Source organism: Microlunatus speluncae, from assembly GCF_009299835.1.
Classification (GTDB): Bacteria; Actinomycetota; Actinomycetes; order Propionibacteriales; family Propionibacteriaceae; genus Microlunatus; species Microlunatus speluncae.
In genome coordinates this window covers 237,606-255,764 of sequence record NZ_VKCZ01000020.1, presented here as the reverse complement: position 1 = coordinate 255,764, position 18,159 = coordinate 237,606, and the positions used below count along the sequence as shown (strand labels likewise).

19 protein-coding genes are annotated in these 18,159 nt (G+C 69.5%); 14 read left to right on the top strand and 5 right to left on the bottom strand.

What is annotated here, in order from left to right:
- Positions 1-232 precede the first annotated feature (232 nt).
- Complete coding sequence (gene cydC / locus FNH24_RS26670; RefSeq protein WP_152365278.1) at positions 233-1,825, top strand: thiol reductant ABC exporter subunit CydC; 1,593 nt, start codon at positions 233-235, stop codon at positions 1,823-1,825.
- Positions 1,826-1,926: 101 nt separating this feature from the next.
- On the opposite strand, the gene FNH24_RS31760 is transcribed toward cydC, so the two are convergent.
- Positions 1,927-2,097 (bottom strand): hypothetical protein, encoded by a 171-nt coding sequence (locus FNH24_RS31760; RefSeq protein WP_170304531.1) that lies wholly within the window; start codon positions 2,095-2,097, stop codon positions 1,927-1,929.
- Between the two features lie 117 nt (positions 2,098-2,214).
- Between FNH24_RS31760 and FNH24_RS26665 the strand changes: the two genes are divergently transcribed.
- Positions 2,215-2,547, top strand: a complete 333-nt coding sequence (locus FNH24_RS26665) for an alkylmercury lyase (RefSeq protein ID WP_152365277.1) — start codon at positions 2,215-2,217, stop codon at positions 2,545-2,547.
- A 129-nt stretch (positions 2,548-2,676) separates the two neighbouring features.
- Here FNH24_RS26665 and FNH24_RS26660 read toward each other — a convergent pair whose 3' ends face one another.
- Positions 2,677-3,477, bottom strand: a complete 801-nt coding sequence (locus FNH24_RS26660) for an aminoglycoside 6-adenylyltransferase (protein ID WP_152365276.1) — start codon at positions 3,475-3,477, stop codon at positions 2,677-2,679.
- Between the two features lie 157 nt (positions 3,478-3,634).
- Here FNH24_RS26660 and FNH24_RS26655 point away from each other — a divergent pair, with 157 nt between their 5' ends.
- The 3 genes from FNH24_RS26655 (at position 3,635) to FNH24_RS26645 (ending at position 5,469) form a co-directional block, all read left to right on the top strand.
- Positions 3,635-3,994 carry a hypothetical protein gene (locus FNH24_RS26655; protein WP_217428558.1) on the top strand — a complete coding sequence of 120 codons (360 nt, stop codon included), beginning with the start codon at positions 3,635-3,637 and terminating at the stop codon, positions 3,992-3,994.
- A 105-nt stretch (positions 3,995-4,099) separates the two neighbouring features.
- Positions 4,100-4,636: an AAA family ATPase gene (locus FNH24_RS26650; RefSeq protein WP_152365274.1), complete on the top strand. Its 537-nt coding sequence runs from the start codon at positions 4,100-4,102 to the stop codon at positions 4,634-4,636.
- Positions 4,633-5,469, top strand: a complete 837-nt coding sequence (locus tag FNH24_RS26645) for a tryptophan 2,3-dioxygenase (RefSeq protein ID WP_152365273.1) — start codon at positions 4,633-4,635, stop codon at positions 5,467-5,469. Before FNH24_RS26650 ends, FNH24_RS26645 begins: the two co-directional genes overlap by 4 nt.
- Here FNH24_RS26645 and FNH24_RS26640 read toward each other — a convergent pair.
- Positions 5,466-6,200 carry a queuosine precursor transporter gene (locus FNH24_RS26640; protein ID WP_152365272.1) on the bottom strand — a complete coding sequence of 245 codons (735 nt, stop codon included), beginning with the start codon at positions 6,198-6,200 and terminating at the stop codon, positions 5,466-5,468. The two genes, FNH24_RS26645 and FNH24_RS26640, sit on opposite strands and share 4 nt — an antisense overlap.
- Positions 6,201-6,204: 4 nt before the next feature.
- A complete protein-coding gene (locus FNH24_RS26635; protein ID WP_152365271.1) occupies positions 6,205-7,254 on the bottom strand; it encodes a nucleoside hydrolase in 1,050 nt (349 codons plus the stop codon).
- Between the two features lie 101 nt (positions 7,255-7,355).
- Between FNH24_RS26635 and FNH24_RS31755 the strand changes: the two genes are divergently transcribed.
- Positions 7,356-7,508: a hypothetical protein gene (locus FNH24_RS31755; protein WP_170304530.1), complete on the top strand. Its 153-nt coding sequence runs from the start codon at positions 7,356-7,358 to the stop codon at positions 7,506-7,508.
- Positions 7,509-7,855: 347 nt separating this feature from the next.
- Here FNH24_RS31755 and FNH24_RS26630 read toward each other — a convergent pair whose 3' ends face one another.
- Entirely contained in the window at positions 7,856-8,875 is a 1,020-nt protein-coding gene (locus FNH24_RS26630; RefSeq protein ID WP_217428557.1) for a sugar-binding transcriptional regulator, read from the bottom strand.
- A gap of 158 nt (positions 8,876-9,033) precedes the next feature.
- Here FNH24_RS26630 and FNH24_RS26625 point away from each other — a divergent pair, with 158 nt between their 5' ends.
- The 8 genes from FNH24_RS26625 (at position 9,034) to FNH24_RS26590 (ending at position 18,156) form a co-directional block, all read left to right on the top strand.
- Positions 9,034-10,125 carry a zinc-binding dehydrogenase gene (locus FNH24_RS26625; RefSeq protein ID WP_152365270.1) on the top strand — a complete coding sequence of 364 codons (1,092 nt, stop codon included), beginning with the start codon at positions 9,034-9,036 and terminating at the stop codon, positions 10,123-10,125.
- Positions 10,126-10,225: 100 nt separating this feature from the next.
- On the top strand, positions 10,226-11,620 hold the full coding sequence (locus FNH24_RS26620) for an ABC transporter substrate-binding protein (protein WP_152365269.1): 1,395 nt from the start codon (positions 10,226-10,228) through the stop codon (positions 11,618-11,620).
- 13 nt (positions 11,621-11,633) lie between these two features.
- Entirely contained in the window at positions 11,634-12,581 is a 948-nt protein-coding gene (locus tag FNH24_RS26615) for a carbohydrate ABC transporter permease (protein WP_152365268.1), read from the top strand.
- A gap of 3 nt (positions 12,582-12,584) precedes the next feature.
- Positions 12,585-13,454 carry a carbohydrate ABC transporter permease gene (locus FNH24_RS26610; RefSeq protein WP_152365267.1) on the top strand — a complete coding sequence of 290 codons (870 nt, stop codon included), beginning with the start codon at positions 12,585-12,587 and terminating at the stop codon, positions 13,452-13,454.
- Positions 13,454-14,641, top strand: a complete 1,188-nt coding sequence (locus FNH24_RS26605) for an ABC transporter ATP-binding protein (RefSeq protein WP_152365266.1) — start codon at positions 13,454-13,456, stop codon at positions 14,639-14,641. Before FNH24_RS26610 ends, FNH24_RS26605 begins: the two co-directional genes overlap by 1 nt.
- On the top strand, positions 14,638-15,864 hold the full coding sequence (locus FNH24_RS26600) for an ABC transporter ATP-binding protein (RefSeq protein ID WP_152365265.1): 1,227 nt from the start codon (positions 14,638-14,640) through the stop codon (positions 15,862-15,864). The genes FNH24_RS26605 and FNH24_RS26600 overlap by 4 nt, the downstream gene beginning before the upstream one ends.
- A gap of 82 nt (positions 15,865-15,946) precedes the next feature.
- Positions 15,947-17,689 carry a dihydroxyacetone kinase family protein gene (locus FNH24_RS26595; RefSeq protein WP_152365264.1) on the top strand — a complete coding sequence of 581 codons (1,743 nt, stop codon included), beginning with the start codon at positions 15,947-15,949 and terminating at the stop codon, positions 17,687-17,689.
- Positions 17,686-18,156, top strand: coding sequence for a ribose-5-phosphate isomerase (locus FNH24_RS26590; RefSeq protein WP_152365263.1), 471 nt, complete (start codon positions 17,686-17,688; stop codon positions 18,154-18,156). Before FNH24_RS26595 ends, FNH24_RS26590 begins: the two co-directional genes overlap by 4 nt.
- The last annotated feature ends 3 nt before the right edge of the window (positions 18,157-18,159 follow it).

Below are 18,159 nucleotides of genomic sequence, written 5' to 3'. Positions count from 1 at the left end.
CCCGTACGTTCCCCGAGCCAGCCGCCCCTTCGATCCCCGAGCCAGCCGCCCCTTCGATCCCCGAGCCGGCGGCCCGTTCGTTCCCTGAGCCTGTCGAAGGGCAGGCCAGATTCCTCGAATTCGGCGGCCCTAGGACGGTTGAGGCGCCGAAGGGCTCCGCCGAGCTCCGGCGGCGACGGGGCAGCCGGCTCAACGGACGTGCCGCCGCGGAGCGTGGACCGAGGAGCGGGCGATGATCACCGTCGATCGATCCCGGTTGGTCGGGGCGGTCGGGCTCGGCGTGCTGGCCCAAGCAGCGTCGGTCGGCCTGCTGGCCACCTCGGCCTGGCTGCTGTCCCGGGCGGCCGAGCACCCGCCGGTGCTCTATCTGCTGGTGGCCGTGGTCTCGGTGCGAGCGCTGGGTCTCGGGCGGGGTGTGTTCCGTTATCTGGAGCGGCTGGTCGGGCACGACGTCGCGCTGCGGGCGCAGGCGGCACTGCGACTGGACAGCTTCCGGGCCCTGGCCCGGACCACCTGGCTGGGCCGGCGCGGCGGCGACCTGTTGTCCCGGATGATCAACGACGTCGAAGCGGTGCAGGACGTGATCGTCCGGGTGATCGTGCCGGTCGTCTCGGCCGCGGTGGTGATCATCGGCGGCCAGTTGATGATCACCGTGTTGGCACCCGTCACCGGCCTGGCCACGCTGGCCGGCGTGGCCGTGGCCGCGGGGTTGGTGCCGGCGCTCGCTCCCCGGCTGTCGGCCCGGCTGGACCGCGCGGTGGCGCACCTCCGCGGCGACCTGGCCGGTGCCGTCGCCGAAGCGGCCGAGGCGGCGCCGGACCTGATCGCCTACGACCGCACGGTGGCCCTGGACCGGATCCGGGGAGCCGACACCGCCCTGCGCCGGGCCGAGAGCCGGGCCGCCCTGGCCCAGGGCGTAGCCGCGGCCGGGCAGACGCTGGGCATCGGCGCCGCCGTGATCGCCGCCCTGTTGTTCGGCGCCGCCGCGGTGGTCGCCGGGAACGTTCCGCCGGTGCAGCTGGCCGTGCTGGTGCTGACCCCGCTGGCCCTGGCCGAGGTGGCCGCCGCGATCCCGGCGGCGCTCCAGGTGCGAGCCCGGACCCGGACCGCCCTGGCTCGGGTCCGACAGGTGATCGACGCGCCGCCGATCGGCTCCGGCGACCGACCGCCGGCCGAGCCGACCGGTCAGCCCGGGGTGCGGCTGCGGCAGGTCACCGCGGGTTGGCCGGACGGGCCGGCCGTCGCGACCGGGCTCGACCTCGATCTCCGGCCCGGCGACCGGGTCGGGCTGATCGGGCCCAGTGGCAGCGGCAAGACCACGATCGCGGCGACGATCATGGACCTGATCCCGGCCCGGGCCGGCCGGGTCGACGTCCGCGGATCGGTCGGCTATCTCGCCCAGGACGCGTACCTGTTCGATACGACCGTCGCCGAGAATCTCCGCCTCGGTCGCCGCGACGCGACCGACGACGAGCTCACCGCCGCGCTGCACCGGGTCGGCCTCGACCTGGCCCTCGATCGCCTGGTCGGACTGCACGGCAGCCGGCTCTCCGGCGGCGAGGCCCGCCGGCTCGCCCTGGCCCGGGTCCTGCTCGGCGAGCATCCGATCCTGATCTTGGACGAGCCGACCGAACACCTGGACGCGCCCACGGCCGAGGGGCTGCTGGACGACCTCGGCCGGATCACGGCCGACGCCGCCGTGTTGATCATCACCCACGCCCCCCGAGCCATCGCCCGTTGCGATCGGCTGATCGACCTCCGCGACCCGGCCTACGGCGTGCCGACGGGGGCTCGAGCCGGCGCCGTCCGGCCAGCGGCCGGGTGATCACCTCGGCCTGCGGCGCTCCGTACGGATCGTCCGGTTCGGTTCTTCCCGGCCCGGATCGGTGGCCGAGTCGTTGCCGATGACCGGGCCGCGCGATCGGATCAAGCGGCGGCCGCGAACTTGGATTTGGCCTTGCGCAGCGCGAGCACGGGGCACTTCTTGCACCGCGAGGAGGAGCGGCAGCACCGGCCCTTCACCTTGCCGGCCTTGATCAGCTTCTTGACGGTGGCGGCCGGGCTGCGCGGCGCGCGTTGCTTGTCCTTCTTCCCCACCGGTCCTCCGATCCCAGCTGATTAGGTGAGGGTAACCTGCCTTGGTGGCCGGGAGGGAGTCCGTCCACGATGTGGGGGCACCCGGAGAGGTAGGGGTGCGACCGGAAGGAGGGCGTGGTGCAACTGGAGATTCTGCACGTGCCGGACTGCCCGCAGGTGTCGCCGCTGCTGAAGCTGTTGGAGCGGGTGACCCACCTGCCGGTGACGACGACCATGATCGATTCCATCGAGCTCGCGGCCAGCCGCGGGATGACCGGATCACCGACGCTGCTGGTCGAGGATACGGACGCCTTCCCGCCGAGCGAGGAGGACCGGCGAGCGGGCGGGCTGAGCTGCCGGCTCTTCCGGGACCACCGGGGCCGGACTTCACCGCTGCCCACGGTCGATCAGCTCCGGGACGCGCTCACGGCCCGCTCCCTCGATCCGGGCGCCGACCTGCGCCGGTCCTGAGGTCCGTCCCTGGAACTCAACCGCCAGTCGCGACTCCGATCCGCGACACGCCGGTCGGACCGCTGACTCTGGCCCGCTGCCGGTCGAATTCCAGGGAGTACGGGCACGGACCGGTCGGCGGTGACCCGATCAGTCCTGCGCGACCGTCGGATCCGCGCCGAGCGGCCGGACCCGAGCCAACGCAGCCCGGGCGAACTCATCGGGCCAGGTCACGCCGGTGCGCGCAGCGAGGTCGCGGGCCAGGGGCAGGAACAGCTCGGTGCAGGCCCGGTGCACCGCGACGGCCGACTCTCGGGTCGCCTCGATCGCGGGCAGTCGCTCCACCTGCTCCCGCCGGTCCGGCGGCAACAGGGCCGAGGTGTGCAGTGCCCCGCCTCGATCCGGTACTGCGACGTCCTCCAGCATCAGGTTGATCAACAAGTCCCGGAGTAGGCCGGCCCCGGAGGCCGCGGTGATCAGATCGGCCCGGCCCAGCACAACGGGCGTCAGGCCGAGGACCCGGAAGAATTCCTTGATCAACCGCTCGACATTGCCGGGGTCGGGCTGCAGCGGCTCGGCGGGCGGGCCGAGTCGGGCGGCAAGATCATCGCGGTCCAGCAGCGGCCGGACCAGGTTGCGCGCCCGGCCCGGGACGGCGTCCGGTCCGGTGATCGTGAAATCCAGCCGGTACCACTCCGGCGTTACGTGGTTGAACAGCGTCACCGGACCGAAGTCGCGGCGCTCGCGATAGATCGACGGCGCGATCCGGTCACCCAGGTCCGCCCAGTCAGTGGCCAGCCCGTCCCGATCGTCGGCCACCAGCCACACGTCGATGTCGCTGAACTCGTCCTGCGTGCCGCGGCCGTAGCTGCCGACCAGCCAGGCCGCGCGGACCCGTGGGTCTTCGTCAAGCACGGTCGTGATCCGGCGCAGCAACTCTTCGGTCCCCATGAGCCCGATTCTGCTCTGGCCCACGGATCGTCGAGAAGCGACCCCCGCTGACGCTTTCGGGCGGATGGCGCCGGCCGGGCCGCTGCCTAGGTTTGATCACATGGGCATAATCACCAGACTGCATTGGCCACTGATCCTCGGACTGGGGGTCCTGGCCATGGTGCGCCCTCTGGTCAGCACCGTCGTGGCGGCCGTCGGCGGTGACCGGCCGCCGGCCGTGGCGATCACGCTGACGATCCTGATCTCCGCGGCCTGGATCGGGGTGGTCGGCCTGACCCGAGTCCGCCATCCGGTGCTCACCCTGGTGTTCGCCGCCCTGGCCTACGCCGTCTTCTCGACCGTGTTCAGCGCGATCGCCTCGCCGATCGTCACCGGCCGACTGCAGGGCCCGCTGGCGATGCCGGGGGCGATCATCGCGGTGCTGCTCAGCAACGCTGCCTGGGGTGCGATCACCGGCCTGCTCGCGCTGGCCCTGCAACGCGCCCGCGGCTTCCGGCCCGAGCGGACACCCGACTGACCCGGCGCGGTCCGGTCGACAAGACGTTCCCCAACGTCTCCATCGACCAGCCGGCGGACGACGTCGACGGAGCCCCTGCTGTCGGATGTCGTTAATCTCGGGACCATGAGCGAGGACTTTCAAGCCGTGTTGATCAACGGCACCGTCGGCTCGGGCAAGACGACGGTGGCTCAGAGGCTGTCCGAGATCCTGCACCGGGAAGGGATCCCGGGCGCCCTGATCGACCTGGACCGGCTCCGCGAATGTTGGCCCAGCCCGCCCGGGGACCCGTTCAACCTAGCGATCACGCTGACCAACCTGCGCGATGTCGCCGCCAACTTCCGGGCCGCCGGAGCCCGGGTGTTGATCATGGCCGGCGTGATCGAGACGGCGGAGCAGCGGCGACAGCACGCCGAGGCCGTCGGCGGACCGGTCGGCCTGGTCCGATTGACGGCGGATCTGGCGCTGATCCGGCGGCGACTGCAGCGCCGGCATGAGCGGGACTCGGCTGTCCGGGACTGGCACCTGCACCGCTCGGGCGAGTTGGACGCGATCCTGGATCGGGCGGCGATCGACGACCTGGTGCTGGACGTGACCGAGCTGTCGCCGGAGCAGTCGGCGACCCGGATCCGGGCAGAGCTGCTGACCGGGGTGGCGCGATGACGTACCGGCCGATCGAGGAGGGGATGGAGACCGATCTGGGCCGGCAGCTCAGCTATGCCGACTATCTCGACCTCGGCCGGCTGCTGGACGCGCAACGGCCGCGGTCCGATCACCACGACGAGTTGCTCTTCATCATCCAGCACCAGGTCACCGAGCTCTGGCTGAAGTTGATCATCCATGAGCTGCGGTCGGCGATCGCGCTGCTCGACGCTGATGATCTTGCTCCGGCACTGAAGCGCACGGCGCGGATCAAGCACGTGCAGAAGCAGCTGTTCGACGCCTGGGCCGTGCTGGCGACCCTGACACCGATCGAGTACGCCCAGTTCCGGGACGTGCTCGGCCACGCCTCCGGCTTCCAGTCGCTGCAGTACCGGACCGTCGAATTCCTGCTGGGCAACAAGACGCCGGGGATGACCCAGGTGTTCCGGCACGATCCGGCGGCGCACGCGCAGCTGACCGCCGACCTGCGGGCGCCGTCGCTGTACGACAGCTTCCTGCGTCATCTCCGGCGGCGGGGATTCGCCGTGCCGGACGAGATCGCGGACCGGGACTTCGCGGAACCGTACCAGGCCAGCCCGGCCGTGACCGCGGTCTTCAAGGTGATCTACGACGACCCGGAGCGGCACTGGGCGGCGTACGAGACCTGCGAGGAACTCGTCGACGTCGAAGAGGGCTTCCAGCTCTGGCGCTTCCGGCACCTGAAGACTGTGGAGCGAGTGATCGGCTTCAAACGCGGCACCGGCGGCTCGAGCGGCGTCGCCTTCCTGCGCCGGGCCCTGGACCTCACCTTCTTCCCGGAACTGCTGGACGTCCGGAGCACCATCGGCACCTAGGAAGTACGGGCGGGCTCCGCGGCCGGAGCTTCCTCGGCGTAGCCGGGCTCGCGCTTCTTCAAGATCGCGATCACCCGGTAGGTGATCGGCAGCACCAGGATCTCGACCAGGGTCTTCCAGAGGAAGCCGACGATCACGTAGTTGACGAAGTCGGCGCCGGTGGTGATGCCGATCGCCCCGGCCGCGATGCTGCAGAAGATCAACGTGTCGGCGAACTCACCGACCACGGTCGAGCTGATCAGCCGGACCCACAGCCGCTTCTCGCCCCACCGGTTCTTGATCCAGACCAGCACCGCGGAGTTGAGCAGTTGCCCCGCCAGATAGGCGATCAGGCCGGCCAGCACGAGGCGCGGCACGACCCCGATCACGGCCTCCAACGACGCCTGGTTCTCGTAGAACGCCGCCGCCGGCAGCTGGATCGTGATCCAGAAACAGGCCGCGGCGAGCAGCAGGGCGACGAAGCCGGTGATCACCGCACGGCGGGCCGCCCGGAATCCGTACACCTCGCTCAGCACGTCGCCGAGGACGTAGGCCAACGGGAACAGGAAGAACGCGCCGTCGGTGTTGATCGGCAGGATCTGCAGCGGCCCCAGCATGAGCGACTGATCACCGAGGAAGCTGACTCCCTTGCTGGCCGCGACGTTGGAGATGATCAAGGTCGCGGTGAACAGGGCGGTGATGATCGGGTAGTAGCTGCGGGACAGGCGGGCGTAGTGCGCGGGCTCGGTCACGGGATCAGTCTGCCGTCTCCGTGGTGGCGCCCGGAAGCCGGCGGGCGAGCCCGCCGATCCGGTCGATCAACTGATCGAAGAACCGTTCCGGATCGGTCCGGATCGCCACCCAGGCGTTGGGTTCACGGCCCCATTTGCCGCCCCAGTCGGCGATCGTGGTGCCGCGGGTCAGCGCTCCGGCCAGCTCGACATCGACCGTGGCCGGCCGCAGCTCGGCCCAGTCCGGGTCCAGCGCGACCGCCGCGGCGAACGGATCGTGCAGGTGGGCGAACCAGCCCCAGTTCCAGTCCCGGTGGAACTCGAAGTAGAACCGCATCGCGTCGACCACGTGCCGGACCAGCGGATTGCTCGCCGCGGACCGGGCCCCGACCGGCTCGTCGGGGCTCGGCGTCTCGACCGGGGTCGATCCCGCGGCCTCGGCCAGCCGGGCCAACTGGGCCGGTGCCAGCGCGATCGTCTCGGTGATGTTGAGGCCGCAGATGATCGGCTGTTGATCGGCCGGCAACCCGCTGAACGCGTCGAAGACGATCTTGGCCGCATCCGGATCGACCGCGATGTTCCATTCCGCGGTCGGCGTGGTGTTGCCGGGATGATCGAACGATCCGCCCATCACCACCAGGCGCCGCAGCAGCCGGGGCAGCTCCGGATCGGTGCGTACGGCGAGCGCCAGGTTGGTCAGCGGGCCGGTGACCAGGCCAACGACCTCACCCGGCTGCCGCCGCGCGACCTCGCTCCACAGGTTGACCGCGTGCCGCGCCGAGATCTCCCGGCTCGGCGCCGGCAACTCGGCCCAGCCGATCCCCTGCGGCCCGTGGGTCTCCGGCGAGGTCTTGAGCGGCTGGATCAGTGGGATCTCCGACCCGAGGCAGACCTCGATCGGCCCCGCACCGCACAGCTCGAGCCAGGCCAGGTTGTTGATCGCCACCTGCCGGGCCGACACATTGCCCGCCGTACAGGAGATGCCGAGGATCTCGGCCTCCGGCGAGCCCAGCAGATAGAGCAGGGCGATCGAGTCGTCGATCCCGGTGTCGACATCGAGCAGCAACTTGGTCACGGGGAGATTTTCTCAGCCGGGCCAGGCGACGGCGCAACCTCCGCCCCATTACCGCCGCGGAGCTAGGCTGGCCAGCCTCCGACCCCAATCAGGAGCCAGAGATGACGTTGCTCGACCGGATCCGCCGTTTCCTCGACACCCCGCGCGGCCGGCAGGTGATGGACCGTGGGCGCCACGAGCTCAGCAAGCCGGAGAACCAGCGCCGGCTCAAGCAACTGCTGCAACGCCTGTCCGGTCGGGATCGCCCGCGCTGAGGTCGGGGCCCCGGCTAACCGACCGCAACGATTTCGTGGCCCGGCACCCGATCGAAATGGCGGAGATTGCCGGCTAGGTCCGCCCACAATCCGGCGCGCGCTCTGGCCGTGTACAGATCGACATCGATCGCCGGAACAGATCCGCGTTCCGATCTGTTCCCGATGCCCGTTCCAGGTTGATGAAGACCGGGGTATCGACGATCATGCCCATGGATCCGCGGGACCTTCACTCACCGAGTCGAGCACCTCGACCAGGTCATCGGCGAAGTCGGGGTCCGGTGGCCGAACGCCGCGCAAGCGCGCGACGACCCGTCCGAATCCGTACGCACTCACTCCGCCCGGGCAGCTCAGGCGGCGACCTCGAGCAGCCGTTCGGCGGTGGCCGGGTCGGTGACCAGACGTTTGAAGTAGCCGGCCTGGGCGGCGGCCAGGATGGAGTTGATCTTGTCCGGGCCCGACGCGACGGCGATGGTGATCGGGATCCGTTTCAACTCGGCCAGGGAGAGGGCGATCAACCGTTCGCTGCCCGCGTAGGAAACCGGCCGGCCCTGGCGGTCGTAGAACCGGGAGCAGACGTCGCCGACCGCGTCGACCAGTGACGCCTCGCCGGCGGGCACGAAGTGCGGCATGTCGGAGCGGACCATCGGCGGCGCACCGACACCGCTGAGCACGCACCGGGCCCGCGGCCACAGGTGCAGCACCCGCTGGATCGACGGGTCCTTGATCAACGTCTTGTAGAGATCGGGCCCGGGCAGCGCCGGCGCGAACAGATAGGTGGCCCGGCCGCCGATCCGGGCGGCGACCATCCGGGTGATCTCGTTGGTCTGATACCAACCCTCGGGTTGATCTTGACCGCCGACCGTCGGCGCCACGACCACCCCGGGCAGCGGCGGCAGGTCATAGCGCGCCACCTCATAGATCGTCCGCCCCGACGAGACCAGCAGCACGTCGCCGGAGGCCAGGCCGGCCTCGGTCAGTGCCGTACTCACCGCCGGAGCCAGGACCGGCCCCAGGCCGTCGCCGCCGCGCTGGCCGTTCCGCAGCGGGGCGGAGAGATAGACCCGCTCCAGGCCGAGCAGGGCGGCGACCCGCTCGGCCAGCCCGGCGTCGGCGTGCTCGTCCGGCGGAACGATCTCGATCTTGACGATGCCCCGGCGGCGCGCCTCGGCGAGGATCCGGGAGACGGTGGCCCGGCTGGTGCCGAGCCGGTTGGCGACGTCGGCCTGCGTCGCCTCCTCGTCGTAGTACATCTTGGCCGCGGTGTAGAGCAGCGACGCGGCGAAGTGACCGGCCTCCGCAGCCCGGCCGCGTCGTCCGAGATCGGCCGGGCGCTCCGGCGGCGAGTCGGGTCGGCTGGTCATTGCCATGGGGACAGTATGACCCACGTCGGTGCTCACGTGAGCAGATGTGCACAACTGTCCCGTGCCTGCAACTTTGTTCTGGACATATGTACGAGCCGCTGGTTAGAGTGCAGCCATCCCCCGATCGCGCGGATCGGACGACGTGGATCACTTGGAGGAGCTCGATGTCGAACCCCGCGGAGATTCCGCAGACGATGCAGGCCGTCATCTGTCACGGCCCCGAGAATTACACGCTGGAAGAGGTTCCGGTGCCCAAGCCGGGGCCGGGCGAGGCCCTGGTCAAGGTCGACGCGGTGGGCATCTGCGCCAGTGATCTGAAGTGCTACCACGGGGCCGCGAAGTTCTGGGGCGACGCCACCCGACCGGCCTGGGCCGAGACCGAAGTGATCCCCGGTCACGAGTTCGCCGGAACCGTTGTTCAGCTGGACGACGTGGCGGCCGAGAAGTGGAAGATCGCCGCCGGCGACCAGGTGGTGAGCGAACAGATCGTGCCGTGCTGGAAGTGCCGCTACTGCCTCCGCGGGCAGTACTGGATGTGCGGTCCGCATGATCTTTACGGGTTCAAGCGCCGGACGCCGGGCGCGATGGCGGAATACATGATCTACAACGTCGACGCGCTGGTGCACAAGGTGCCGAAGGAGATCCCGGCCCATCACGCCGCGTTCGCCGAGCCGCTGTCCTGCTCATTGCACGCGGTCGAGCGGGCCGGGATCGGCTTCGACGACGTCGTCGTGGTCGCCGGCTGCGGCCCGATCGGCCTGGGCATGGTGGCCGGCGCCAAGTCGAAGAACCCGGCCACGGTGATCGCGTTGGACATGGCGCCGCACAAGCTGGAGATCGCCAAGGAGTGCGGCGCCGACCTGGTGATCAACATCGCCGAGGAGGACGCCGACACGATCGTCAAGGACCTCACCGACGGCTACGGCGCCGACGTCTACCTGGAGGGCACGGGCCACCCGGCTGCCGTACCGCAGGGGCTGAAGCTGCTGCGCAAGCTCGGCACGTACGTCGAGTACGGCGTCTTCCGCGACGACGTCACCGTCGACTGGTCGATCATCAGCGACGACAAGGAGCTGGACGTGCTCGGCGCCCACCTCGGGCCCAACTGCTGGCCCGCGGCCATCCGGCTGATCGAGTCCGGCCGGCTGCCGATGGACAAGATCTGCACCCACCAACTGCCGCTGGCCGACTTCCAGCAGGGCCTGGAACTGGTCTCCGACGGCACGAAGTCGATCAAGGTCTCCCTGATCCCTTGATCTTCGTTCGCTGAGCCTGTCGAAGCGCAGACCAGATCGGGCTTGCCCTTCGACAAGCTCAGGGAACGGAACAAGCGAGGCACTCAACGGAGAGGTAGCGATGGCTGAACACAGACTGTCCCGGCGCGCGGCGCTCGGGCTCGGCGCGGCGGGCGTTGCGGCACCACTGCTCAGCGCCTGCGGCATCGGCGGCGCCCCGCCGGCGATCAACGGGGCGTCGGCGGTGAGCGGCGGCTTCGACTGGAAGAAGGCCGCCGGTACGACGCTCAAGTTGCTGCAGACCCCGCATCCGTACCAACAGGCGTTTCAGCCGCTGCTGAAGGAATTCAGCGAGCTGACCGGCATCGAGGTGATCACCGACCTGGTGCCGGAGGGCAGCTACTTCACCAAGCTCAACACCGAGCTGGCCGGCGGCACCGGCAAGCACGACGCGTTCATGCTCGGCGCCTACTTCATCTGGCAGTACGGCCCGCCGAGCTGGCTGGAGGACCTCAAGCCGTGGATCGAGAACTCCTCGGCGACCAATGACGAGTACGACTTCGAGGACATCTACCCCGGCCTGCGGCAGTCGACCCAGTGGGACTTCAACACCGGCAGCCCGCTCGGCACCGGCGGCCAGTGGTCGATCCCCTGGGGCTTCGAGAACAACGTCGTCACCTACAACAAGAAGATCTTCGATTCTCGCGGGATCACGCTGCCGGACCGGTTCGACGACTTCATCCAGTTGGCGATCGAGCTGACCGACCGGACCGAGAACCGCTACGGCGTCGCCGCCCGCGGCTCCAAGTCCTGGGCCACCATCCATCCGGGATTCATGACCCAGTTCAGCCGCGAGGGCGGGGTCGACTACGTCTTCGAGGACGGCCAGTTCAAGGCGCAGATGAACTCCGACGGCTCGGTCGCCTTCCACCAGAAGTGGATCGAGCTGATGCAGCGGGCCGGGCCGACCTCGTGGACCACGTACGAGTATCCGCAGGCGACCGGTGATCTTGGTGACGGCGTCGCGATGATGTGCTACGACGCCGACTCGGCCACCTATCCGAAGAACCGGCCCGGCGTCTCCAAGGAGTCCGGCAACCTTGGCTGGTATGCGGGTCCGGCCGGGCCGGACGGCAACTACAAGACCAATCTGTGGACCTGGTCCTGGGCGATGAACTCCCAAGCCAAGAACAAGCTCGCTGCCTGGCTGTTCATCCAGTGGGCGACCGGCAAGGAGGCACTGAGCAAGGCGGTGAGCAGCGGGACGTACGCCGACCCGGTGCGGGCCTCGGTCTTCGACACCGTGTTCAAGAGCCAGCTGAGTGATCAGCCCGGCTATCTCGAGGCGTTCGAGACCGTGATCAAGGACTCCAAGATCCAGTTCTCGCCGCAGAAGAAGTTCTTCGGCACCACCGAGGACTGGGCCGTCGCGCTGCAGGACATCTACGGCGGCGAAGACGCGCGTAGCCGGCTGGACAGCCTGGCTCGGACCAACACCTCCAAGATCAATCTCTGAGGAGGGCTGATCAATGACGACCACTCAGACCCCACCCGGATCCGATACCACGGAACGAGCAGGCCGGAGCGCGCCGCCCGAGGTGCCGACCTGGCGTCGCAAGCTGCGGCCCTATCTGCTCTCGGTGCCCGCCGTGGCGATCATCATCGGGATCCTCTACCCGTTCGCGATCGGCGCCATCTACACCTTCCTCAACTATGCAGCGGTGAACCCGAACCCACGCTTCGTCTGGTTCGCCAACTTCGCCTCCGTGCTCGGTGACTCCAAGTTCTGGGGCAGCGTCGGGGTGACCTTGATCTTCGCGGTGGCGGCGACCGCGCTGGAGACGGTGATCGGGCTGATCATCGCGCTGCTGTTGAACCGGTCCAGCCTGATCGGCCGGATCTTCGAGAAGGTGCTGATCCTGCCGCTGATGATCGCCCCGGTGATCGCCGGCGTGATCTGGAAGCTGATGTTCAACCCGCAATTCGGCATCCTCAACCACATCTTCGGCCTCGGCGCGACCTTCGACTGGCTGAGCCGGCAGAACGCGCTGGCCTCGGTGATCCTGGTCGACATCTGGATCTTCACGCCGTTCGTGGCGATCCTGGTGCTGGCGGGGATCCGGTCGCTGCCGAAGGAGCCGTTCGAGGCCTCCGACGTGGACGGCGCGAGCTGGTTCTACATGTTCCGTCGGCTGATGCTGCCGATGATCTGGCCCTACATTCTCGTGGCGGTGATCTTCCGGTTCATGGACAACCTCAAGGTGTTCGATCACATCTACGTGCTCACCGCCGGCGGTCCCGGCGTGGCCACCCGGACGCTGCAGATCGGCGCCTTCGAGGACTCGATCACCAACATGGACTACTCCCGCGGCTCGACGTACATGTTGATCTTGTGGATCATCGTGTTCATCACCGCTCGCTACCTGGTCGGCGTGCTGGGCAAGGCCCAGGCCCGCGCCGCCGGATCGGAGGGCTGAGCCATGTCGGCTCGCGAACTGCTGCCCGGGCAGCGCCGGTTCACCCCGGCCAGTGTCGGCGGCGACCTGATCCTGATCGGCTGGTTCATCTTCTCGTTGTTCCCGATCATCTGGATGGTGCTGCTGTCGCTGAAGACCGGGGCGGAGCAGACCACGACGTTCTTCGTCTTCTCCCCCACCCTGGAGAATTTCGCCACCGTGCTGTCCCAGCGCGGCACCGACCTGACCAGCGTCGACTACAAGGCGGCGCTGCTGACCAGCTTGATCAACTGCGGTGGCGCGGTGATCGTCTCGCTGCTGATCGGCATCCCCGCGGCCTATGCGGCGGGCCGGTGGAGATACAAGGGTTCGAACGACCTGATGTTCCAGATGCTGTCGTTCCGGTTCGCGCCGGAGTTGATGGTGATCGTGCCGCTGTTCGTGATCTACAACCAGGTCGGCCTGTTCGACACCCAGGTCGGCATGATCTGGGTGCTGCAACTGGTCACCATGCCGCTGGTGGTGTGGATCCTGCGGTCGTACTTCCAAGATCTTCCCGAGGATCTGGAGCAGGCCGCACTGCTGGACGGCTACACCCGGCGGCAGGCCTTCGTCATGGTGGCGCTGCCGCTGGTCCGGCCCGGCATCGCCGCGGCCGCCCTGCTGGCGTTCATCTTCGCCTGGAACAACTACGTCTTCCCGTTGATCTTGTCCGACACCGCGGCCAGCACGGTCACGGTGGCGATCACCAAGTTCCTCGGCGGCGGCGGCCAGGCCTACTACAACCTCACCGCGGCAGCCGCGGTGATCGGCGCCCTGCCGCCGCTGGTGCTGGCGTTGACCATCCAGCGCTACCTGGTGCAGGGCCTTTCGTTCGGGGCGGTGAAGGCGTAATGGCTACAGTCGAAGTCTCCAACCTGACCAAGCACTACGGGAAGACCGTCGGTGTCGATGATCTTTCGCTGCAGATCGGCGACGGCGAGTTTTTCGTGATCTTGGGGCCGTCCGGCGCCGGCAAGACGACCACGCTGAAGTCGATCGCCGGGCTGCTCGACATCGACGCCGGGTCGGTCGCCATCGGCGGCATCGACATGACCCGGGTGGAGCCGTACCACCGCAACGTGGCGATGGCGTTCGAGTCGTACGCGCTCTATCCGCAGAAGACGCTCCGGCAGAATCTCGCCTCGCCGCTGAAGTCGGGTCGCACCGGCAAGTACACGGCGGCCCAGCAGCAGGAGCGGATCGACCAGGTCACCACCACCCTCGGCATCCATCAGTTGCAAGATCGTTTTCCGCGGGAGCTGTCGAACGGGCAGCGGCAGCGGGTGGCCCTCGGCCGGGTGCTGGTCCGGCCGGCCGACGTCTATCTGCTGGACGAACCGCTGAGTCACCTCGACGCGAAGCTCCGAGCCGAGATGCGGGCCGAGCTGAAGAGCCTCGGCGCGATGTCGAACACGACCACGATCTACGTCACCCACGACTATCAGGAGGCCCTCGCGCTGGGCACCCGGATCGCGGTGATCAGAAACGGCCGGCTGGTCCAGGTCGACACTCCGGCGGAGATCTGGCATCACCCGGCCGACACGTTCGTGGCCCGCTCCCTCGGTCAGCCGGAGATGAACCTGCTCGACGCGCTGATCGACGACGGCCGGCTGACCGTGCCGGGCAGCCGGCTGCGGATCCCGGTGCCGGCCCGGCTCGGACTGTCCCGCGGTGATCGGCTGCGGGTCGGGATCCGGCCCAGCGACCTCGAGTTGGCCGAGCCGCGGACGACGCGGCCCGGTCACGCAGCCGTCCCGGCGCGGGTCGAGCTGGCCGAGCGGCTGGGCCGCAACATCGAGGTCTCGCTCGACCTCGGCGGCACGACCTTGATCGGACTGACCACCGGTGGTCCACTGGCCGCGGAGGGCGCCGAGGTGACCGCGCTGGTCCGGCTCGACCACCTGCACCTGTTCGCGGCCGGGGACGGCGACACGGCGCGGATCGGCAGCGCCGCCCCGCGGGAGCCGGATCAAGATCAGAGCCGGCCGGACCAAGATCGCGGCGGATCCGATGAAGATCAGCGGGAGGCACGGCCATGACCACGACGACGGCGACCGAGGTTGCGCAGAGCCTCACCCTGACCGAGTTGAACAAGGTCTACAACCCCGGCGGCCGGCACGAGTTCCATGCCGTGAAGGGGATCGAGCTGGAGATCGAGCCCGGCGAGTTGATCGCCCTGCTCGGGCCGTCCGGCTGCGGCAAGACCACCACGTTGCGGATGATCGCCGGGCTGGAGACGGTGACCAGCGGCTCGATCAAGATCGGCGACCGGGAGATCAGCCAACTGCCGCCCGGGAAGCGCGGCATCGGCGTCGGCTTCGAGTCGTACGCGCTCTATCCGCCGCTGTCGGTGCGGGAGAACCTCGCGTACGGGCTCAAGGCGCGCAAGGTCGCCGGCGCCGCCGGCCTGGTCGACGGCATCGCGCACCGGTTGGAGATGACCGACCTGCTCGGGCTGCGCCCGTCCGCCCTGTCCAGCGGTCAGAAGCAGCGGGTCGCCCTGGCCCGGGCGCTGGTCCGCAATCCGCCGGTGCTGTTGCTGGACGAGCCGCTGTCGCACCTGGACGCCTCGGCCCGGGACCGGGTGCGCCGCGAGTTGAAGTTGCTGCAACGCGAGTTCGGCTACACCACGATCGTGGTCACTCATGATCAAGTGGAGGCGCTGAGCCTGGCCGACCGGTTGGCGGTGATGGACGGCGGCGTGATCCGGCAGTTCGGCACCCCGGACGAGGTCTTCGACGACCCGGCCAACCTGTTCGTCGCGCAGTTCGTCGGCGAACCGCAGATCAACGTGATCGACGGCACCCTGGTCGTCGACGGTGATCAACGCCGGGTCCGGATCGGCGACGGTGAACTGGCCGTCGCCGCCACGGGCGGTCGGGACGGCGATCGGGTCAAGGTCGGCATCCGGCCGCAGGACGCCCGGCTGACCCCAACGGTCCCGGAGCCGGTCCACTCTTCCAGGATCGCTGATCCGGCCCACTCCCCCACGATCCCTGATCCGGCCCACTCCCCCACGATCCCTGAGCCTGTCGAAGGGCAAGCCACAGTGCCCGGCTCCGGGATTGCGGTGACGGTGCAGTACTTCGAGCACCTGATGGAGTTCGGCCAGGCCACCCTCGATCTGACCGGCGGGTCGGCCGACATCGTGGTCCAGACGCCGGCGGCGGAGACGTACGCCTCGGGCGACTCGGCCCGGCTGACCGCCTCGCCCGGGCGGGTCTACCTGTTCGATCCGGAGTCGGGCGAACGGATTCATTGATCGCCGAGACGTCACTTGTGCACCGACACGCCGCAGAACCGCGTGCGTTAGTGCCGTCTCGGCGGGTTAGGAGGGTAGGGGTATGACGAGGGTTTGGAATGATCCGGCGTTGTTTGCCGAGGACATGCTGGTGGGGTTCCTGGATGCGAATGCCGAGTATGTGATCGGGGTTCCCGGGGGTGTGGTGCGGGCGACGACGACCCGGCCGGGGAAGGTCGCCGTCGTCACCGGCGGCGGGTCGGGGCACTATCCGGCGTTCTGCGGGACGGTCGGGCCGGGCTTCGCCGACGGGGCCGTGGTCGGCAACGTCTTCACCTCACCCTCGGCCTCCGAGGCGGCCTCGGTGGCCCGGGCCGCGCACGGCGACGCCGGGGTGATCTTGACCACCGGCAACTACGCCGGCGACGTGCTCAACTTCGGCCTCGCCGTCCAACAGCTGCAGTCCGAGGGGATCGACGCCCGCTACGTCGCGATCACCGACGACATCGCCAGCGCCGGACCGGACGAGCTCGCCAAGCGGCGCGGCATCGCCGGTGACTTCACCGTCTTCAAGATCATGTCGGCCGCCGCCGAGGAGGGGTACGGCCTCGACGACGTGGTCCGCGTCGGCGAGGCGAGCAACGCTGCCACCCGGACCCTGGGCGTCGCGTTCGACGGCTGCACCCTGCCCGGCGCCGATCATCCCCTGTTCACCGTGCCGGAGGGCCGGATGGGCGTCGGGCTCGGCATCCACGGCGAGCCCGGCGTCGACGAGCAAGATCAATTCCTGGCCGCCGACCTGGCCAAGCTGCTGGTCGACGGGGTGCTGGCCGAGGTCCCGGACGGCGCGCCGAAGCGGCTCGCGGTGATCTTGAACGGGCTCGGCCGGACCAAGTACGAGGAGCTGTTCGTGCTCTGGGGCGACGCGGCGCGGCTGCTCCGGCAGGCCGGCTTCGAGCTGGTCCGGCCGGAGGTCGGCGAGTTGGTGACCAGCCTCGACATGGCCGGCTGCTCGTTGACGATCACCTGGCTGGACGAGGAATTGGAGCGGCTCTGGCTCGCCCCGGCCGACACGCCCACCTTCCGGCGCGGCATCGCCGCCGGAGCGGGTGGCGCGAGGCGGACCCCCGAGCAGGCCGCTGGCGCGGCCGTGGCGCCCGGGCCGGACCCGCGCGACGCGGACGAGGCGTCCCGAGTGATCGCCGGCGGGGTCGCGACGGCGATCGAGGCGATCGCCGAGGCGATGGTCGCCGACGAGGAGGAGCTCGGCCGGATCGACGCCGTCGCCGGAGACGGTGATCATGGTCGCGGCATGGTGAAGGGATCCAGCGCCGCGAGCGAGGCCGCGCGGTCGGCGGTCGCCGCCGGGGCCGGCGCCGGGAGTGCACTCCGCGCCGCCGGGGAGCAGTGGGCCGCCAAGGCCGGCGGCACCTCGGGCGTCCTCTGGGGTGCGGCGCTGACCGCGTTCGGTGACGGGCTGGGCGACCTCGGGGCGCCGGACGCCGGCACGGTGGCGGCCGCGGTCCGCGCCTCGTACCAAGCCTTGATCGAGCTGGGTGGCGCCGAACCGGGCGACAAGACCATGCTCGACGCCTGGCTACCGTTCACCGAGACCGTCGAGGCCGGCGTGGCCCGCGGTGACGGCTGGCTCGACGCCTGGACCGCCGGTGCCGTCGCCGCCACCGACGCGGCCGCGCGGACCGCCGGACTACGGCCCAAGGTCGGCCGGGCCCGCCCGCTGGCCGAGCGCAGCGTCGGCACCCCGGACGCGGGCGCGGTCTCGTTCGCGCGCTGTGTCACCGTGGTGGGAGAGCTTTACCGGAGTCGTGAGGAAGGACTGAGATGAGTGACCAGCAGACCTGGCGGGTGGTCGTCGGCTGCGACGACGCCGGCCTGCAGTACAAGGAGATCCTGAAGTCCGACCTGGCCGGCGACGACCGGGTCACCGAGGTGATCGACGTCGGGGTGAGCGCGGACGAGCACACCGCCTATCCGCACGTCGCCGTCGCCGCGGCCCGGCTGATCGCCGACGGCCAGGCCGACCGGGCGCTGCTCGTCTGCGGCACCGGGCTCGGCGTCGCGATCAGCGCCAACAAGGTCCCCGGGATCCGGGCCGTGACCGCGCACGATTCGTTCTCGGTGGAACGCTCCGTGCTCAGCAACGACGCCCAGGTGCTCTGCTTCGGTCAACGTGTCGTCGGCATCGAGCTGGCCCGCCGGTTGGCCCGGGAATGGCTCGGCTACACCTTCGACCCCGGCTCCGCCTCGGCCGCCAAGGTCACCGCCATCGGCGAGTACGACGGCTCCTGCTGACCG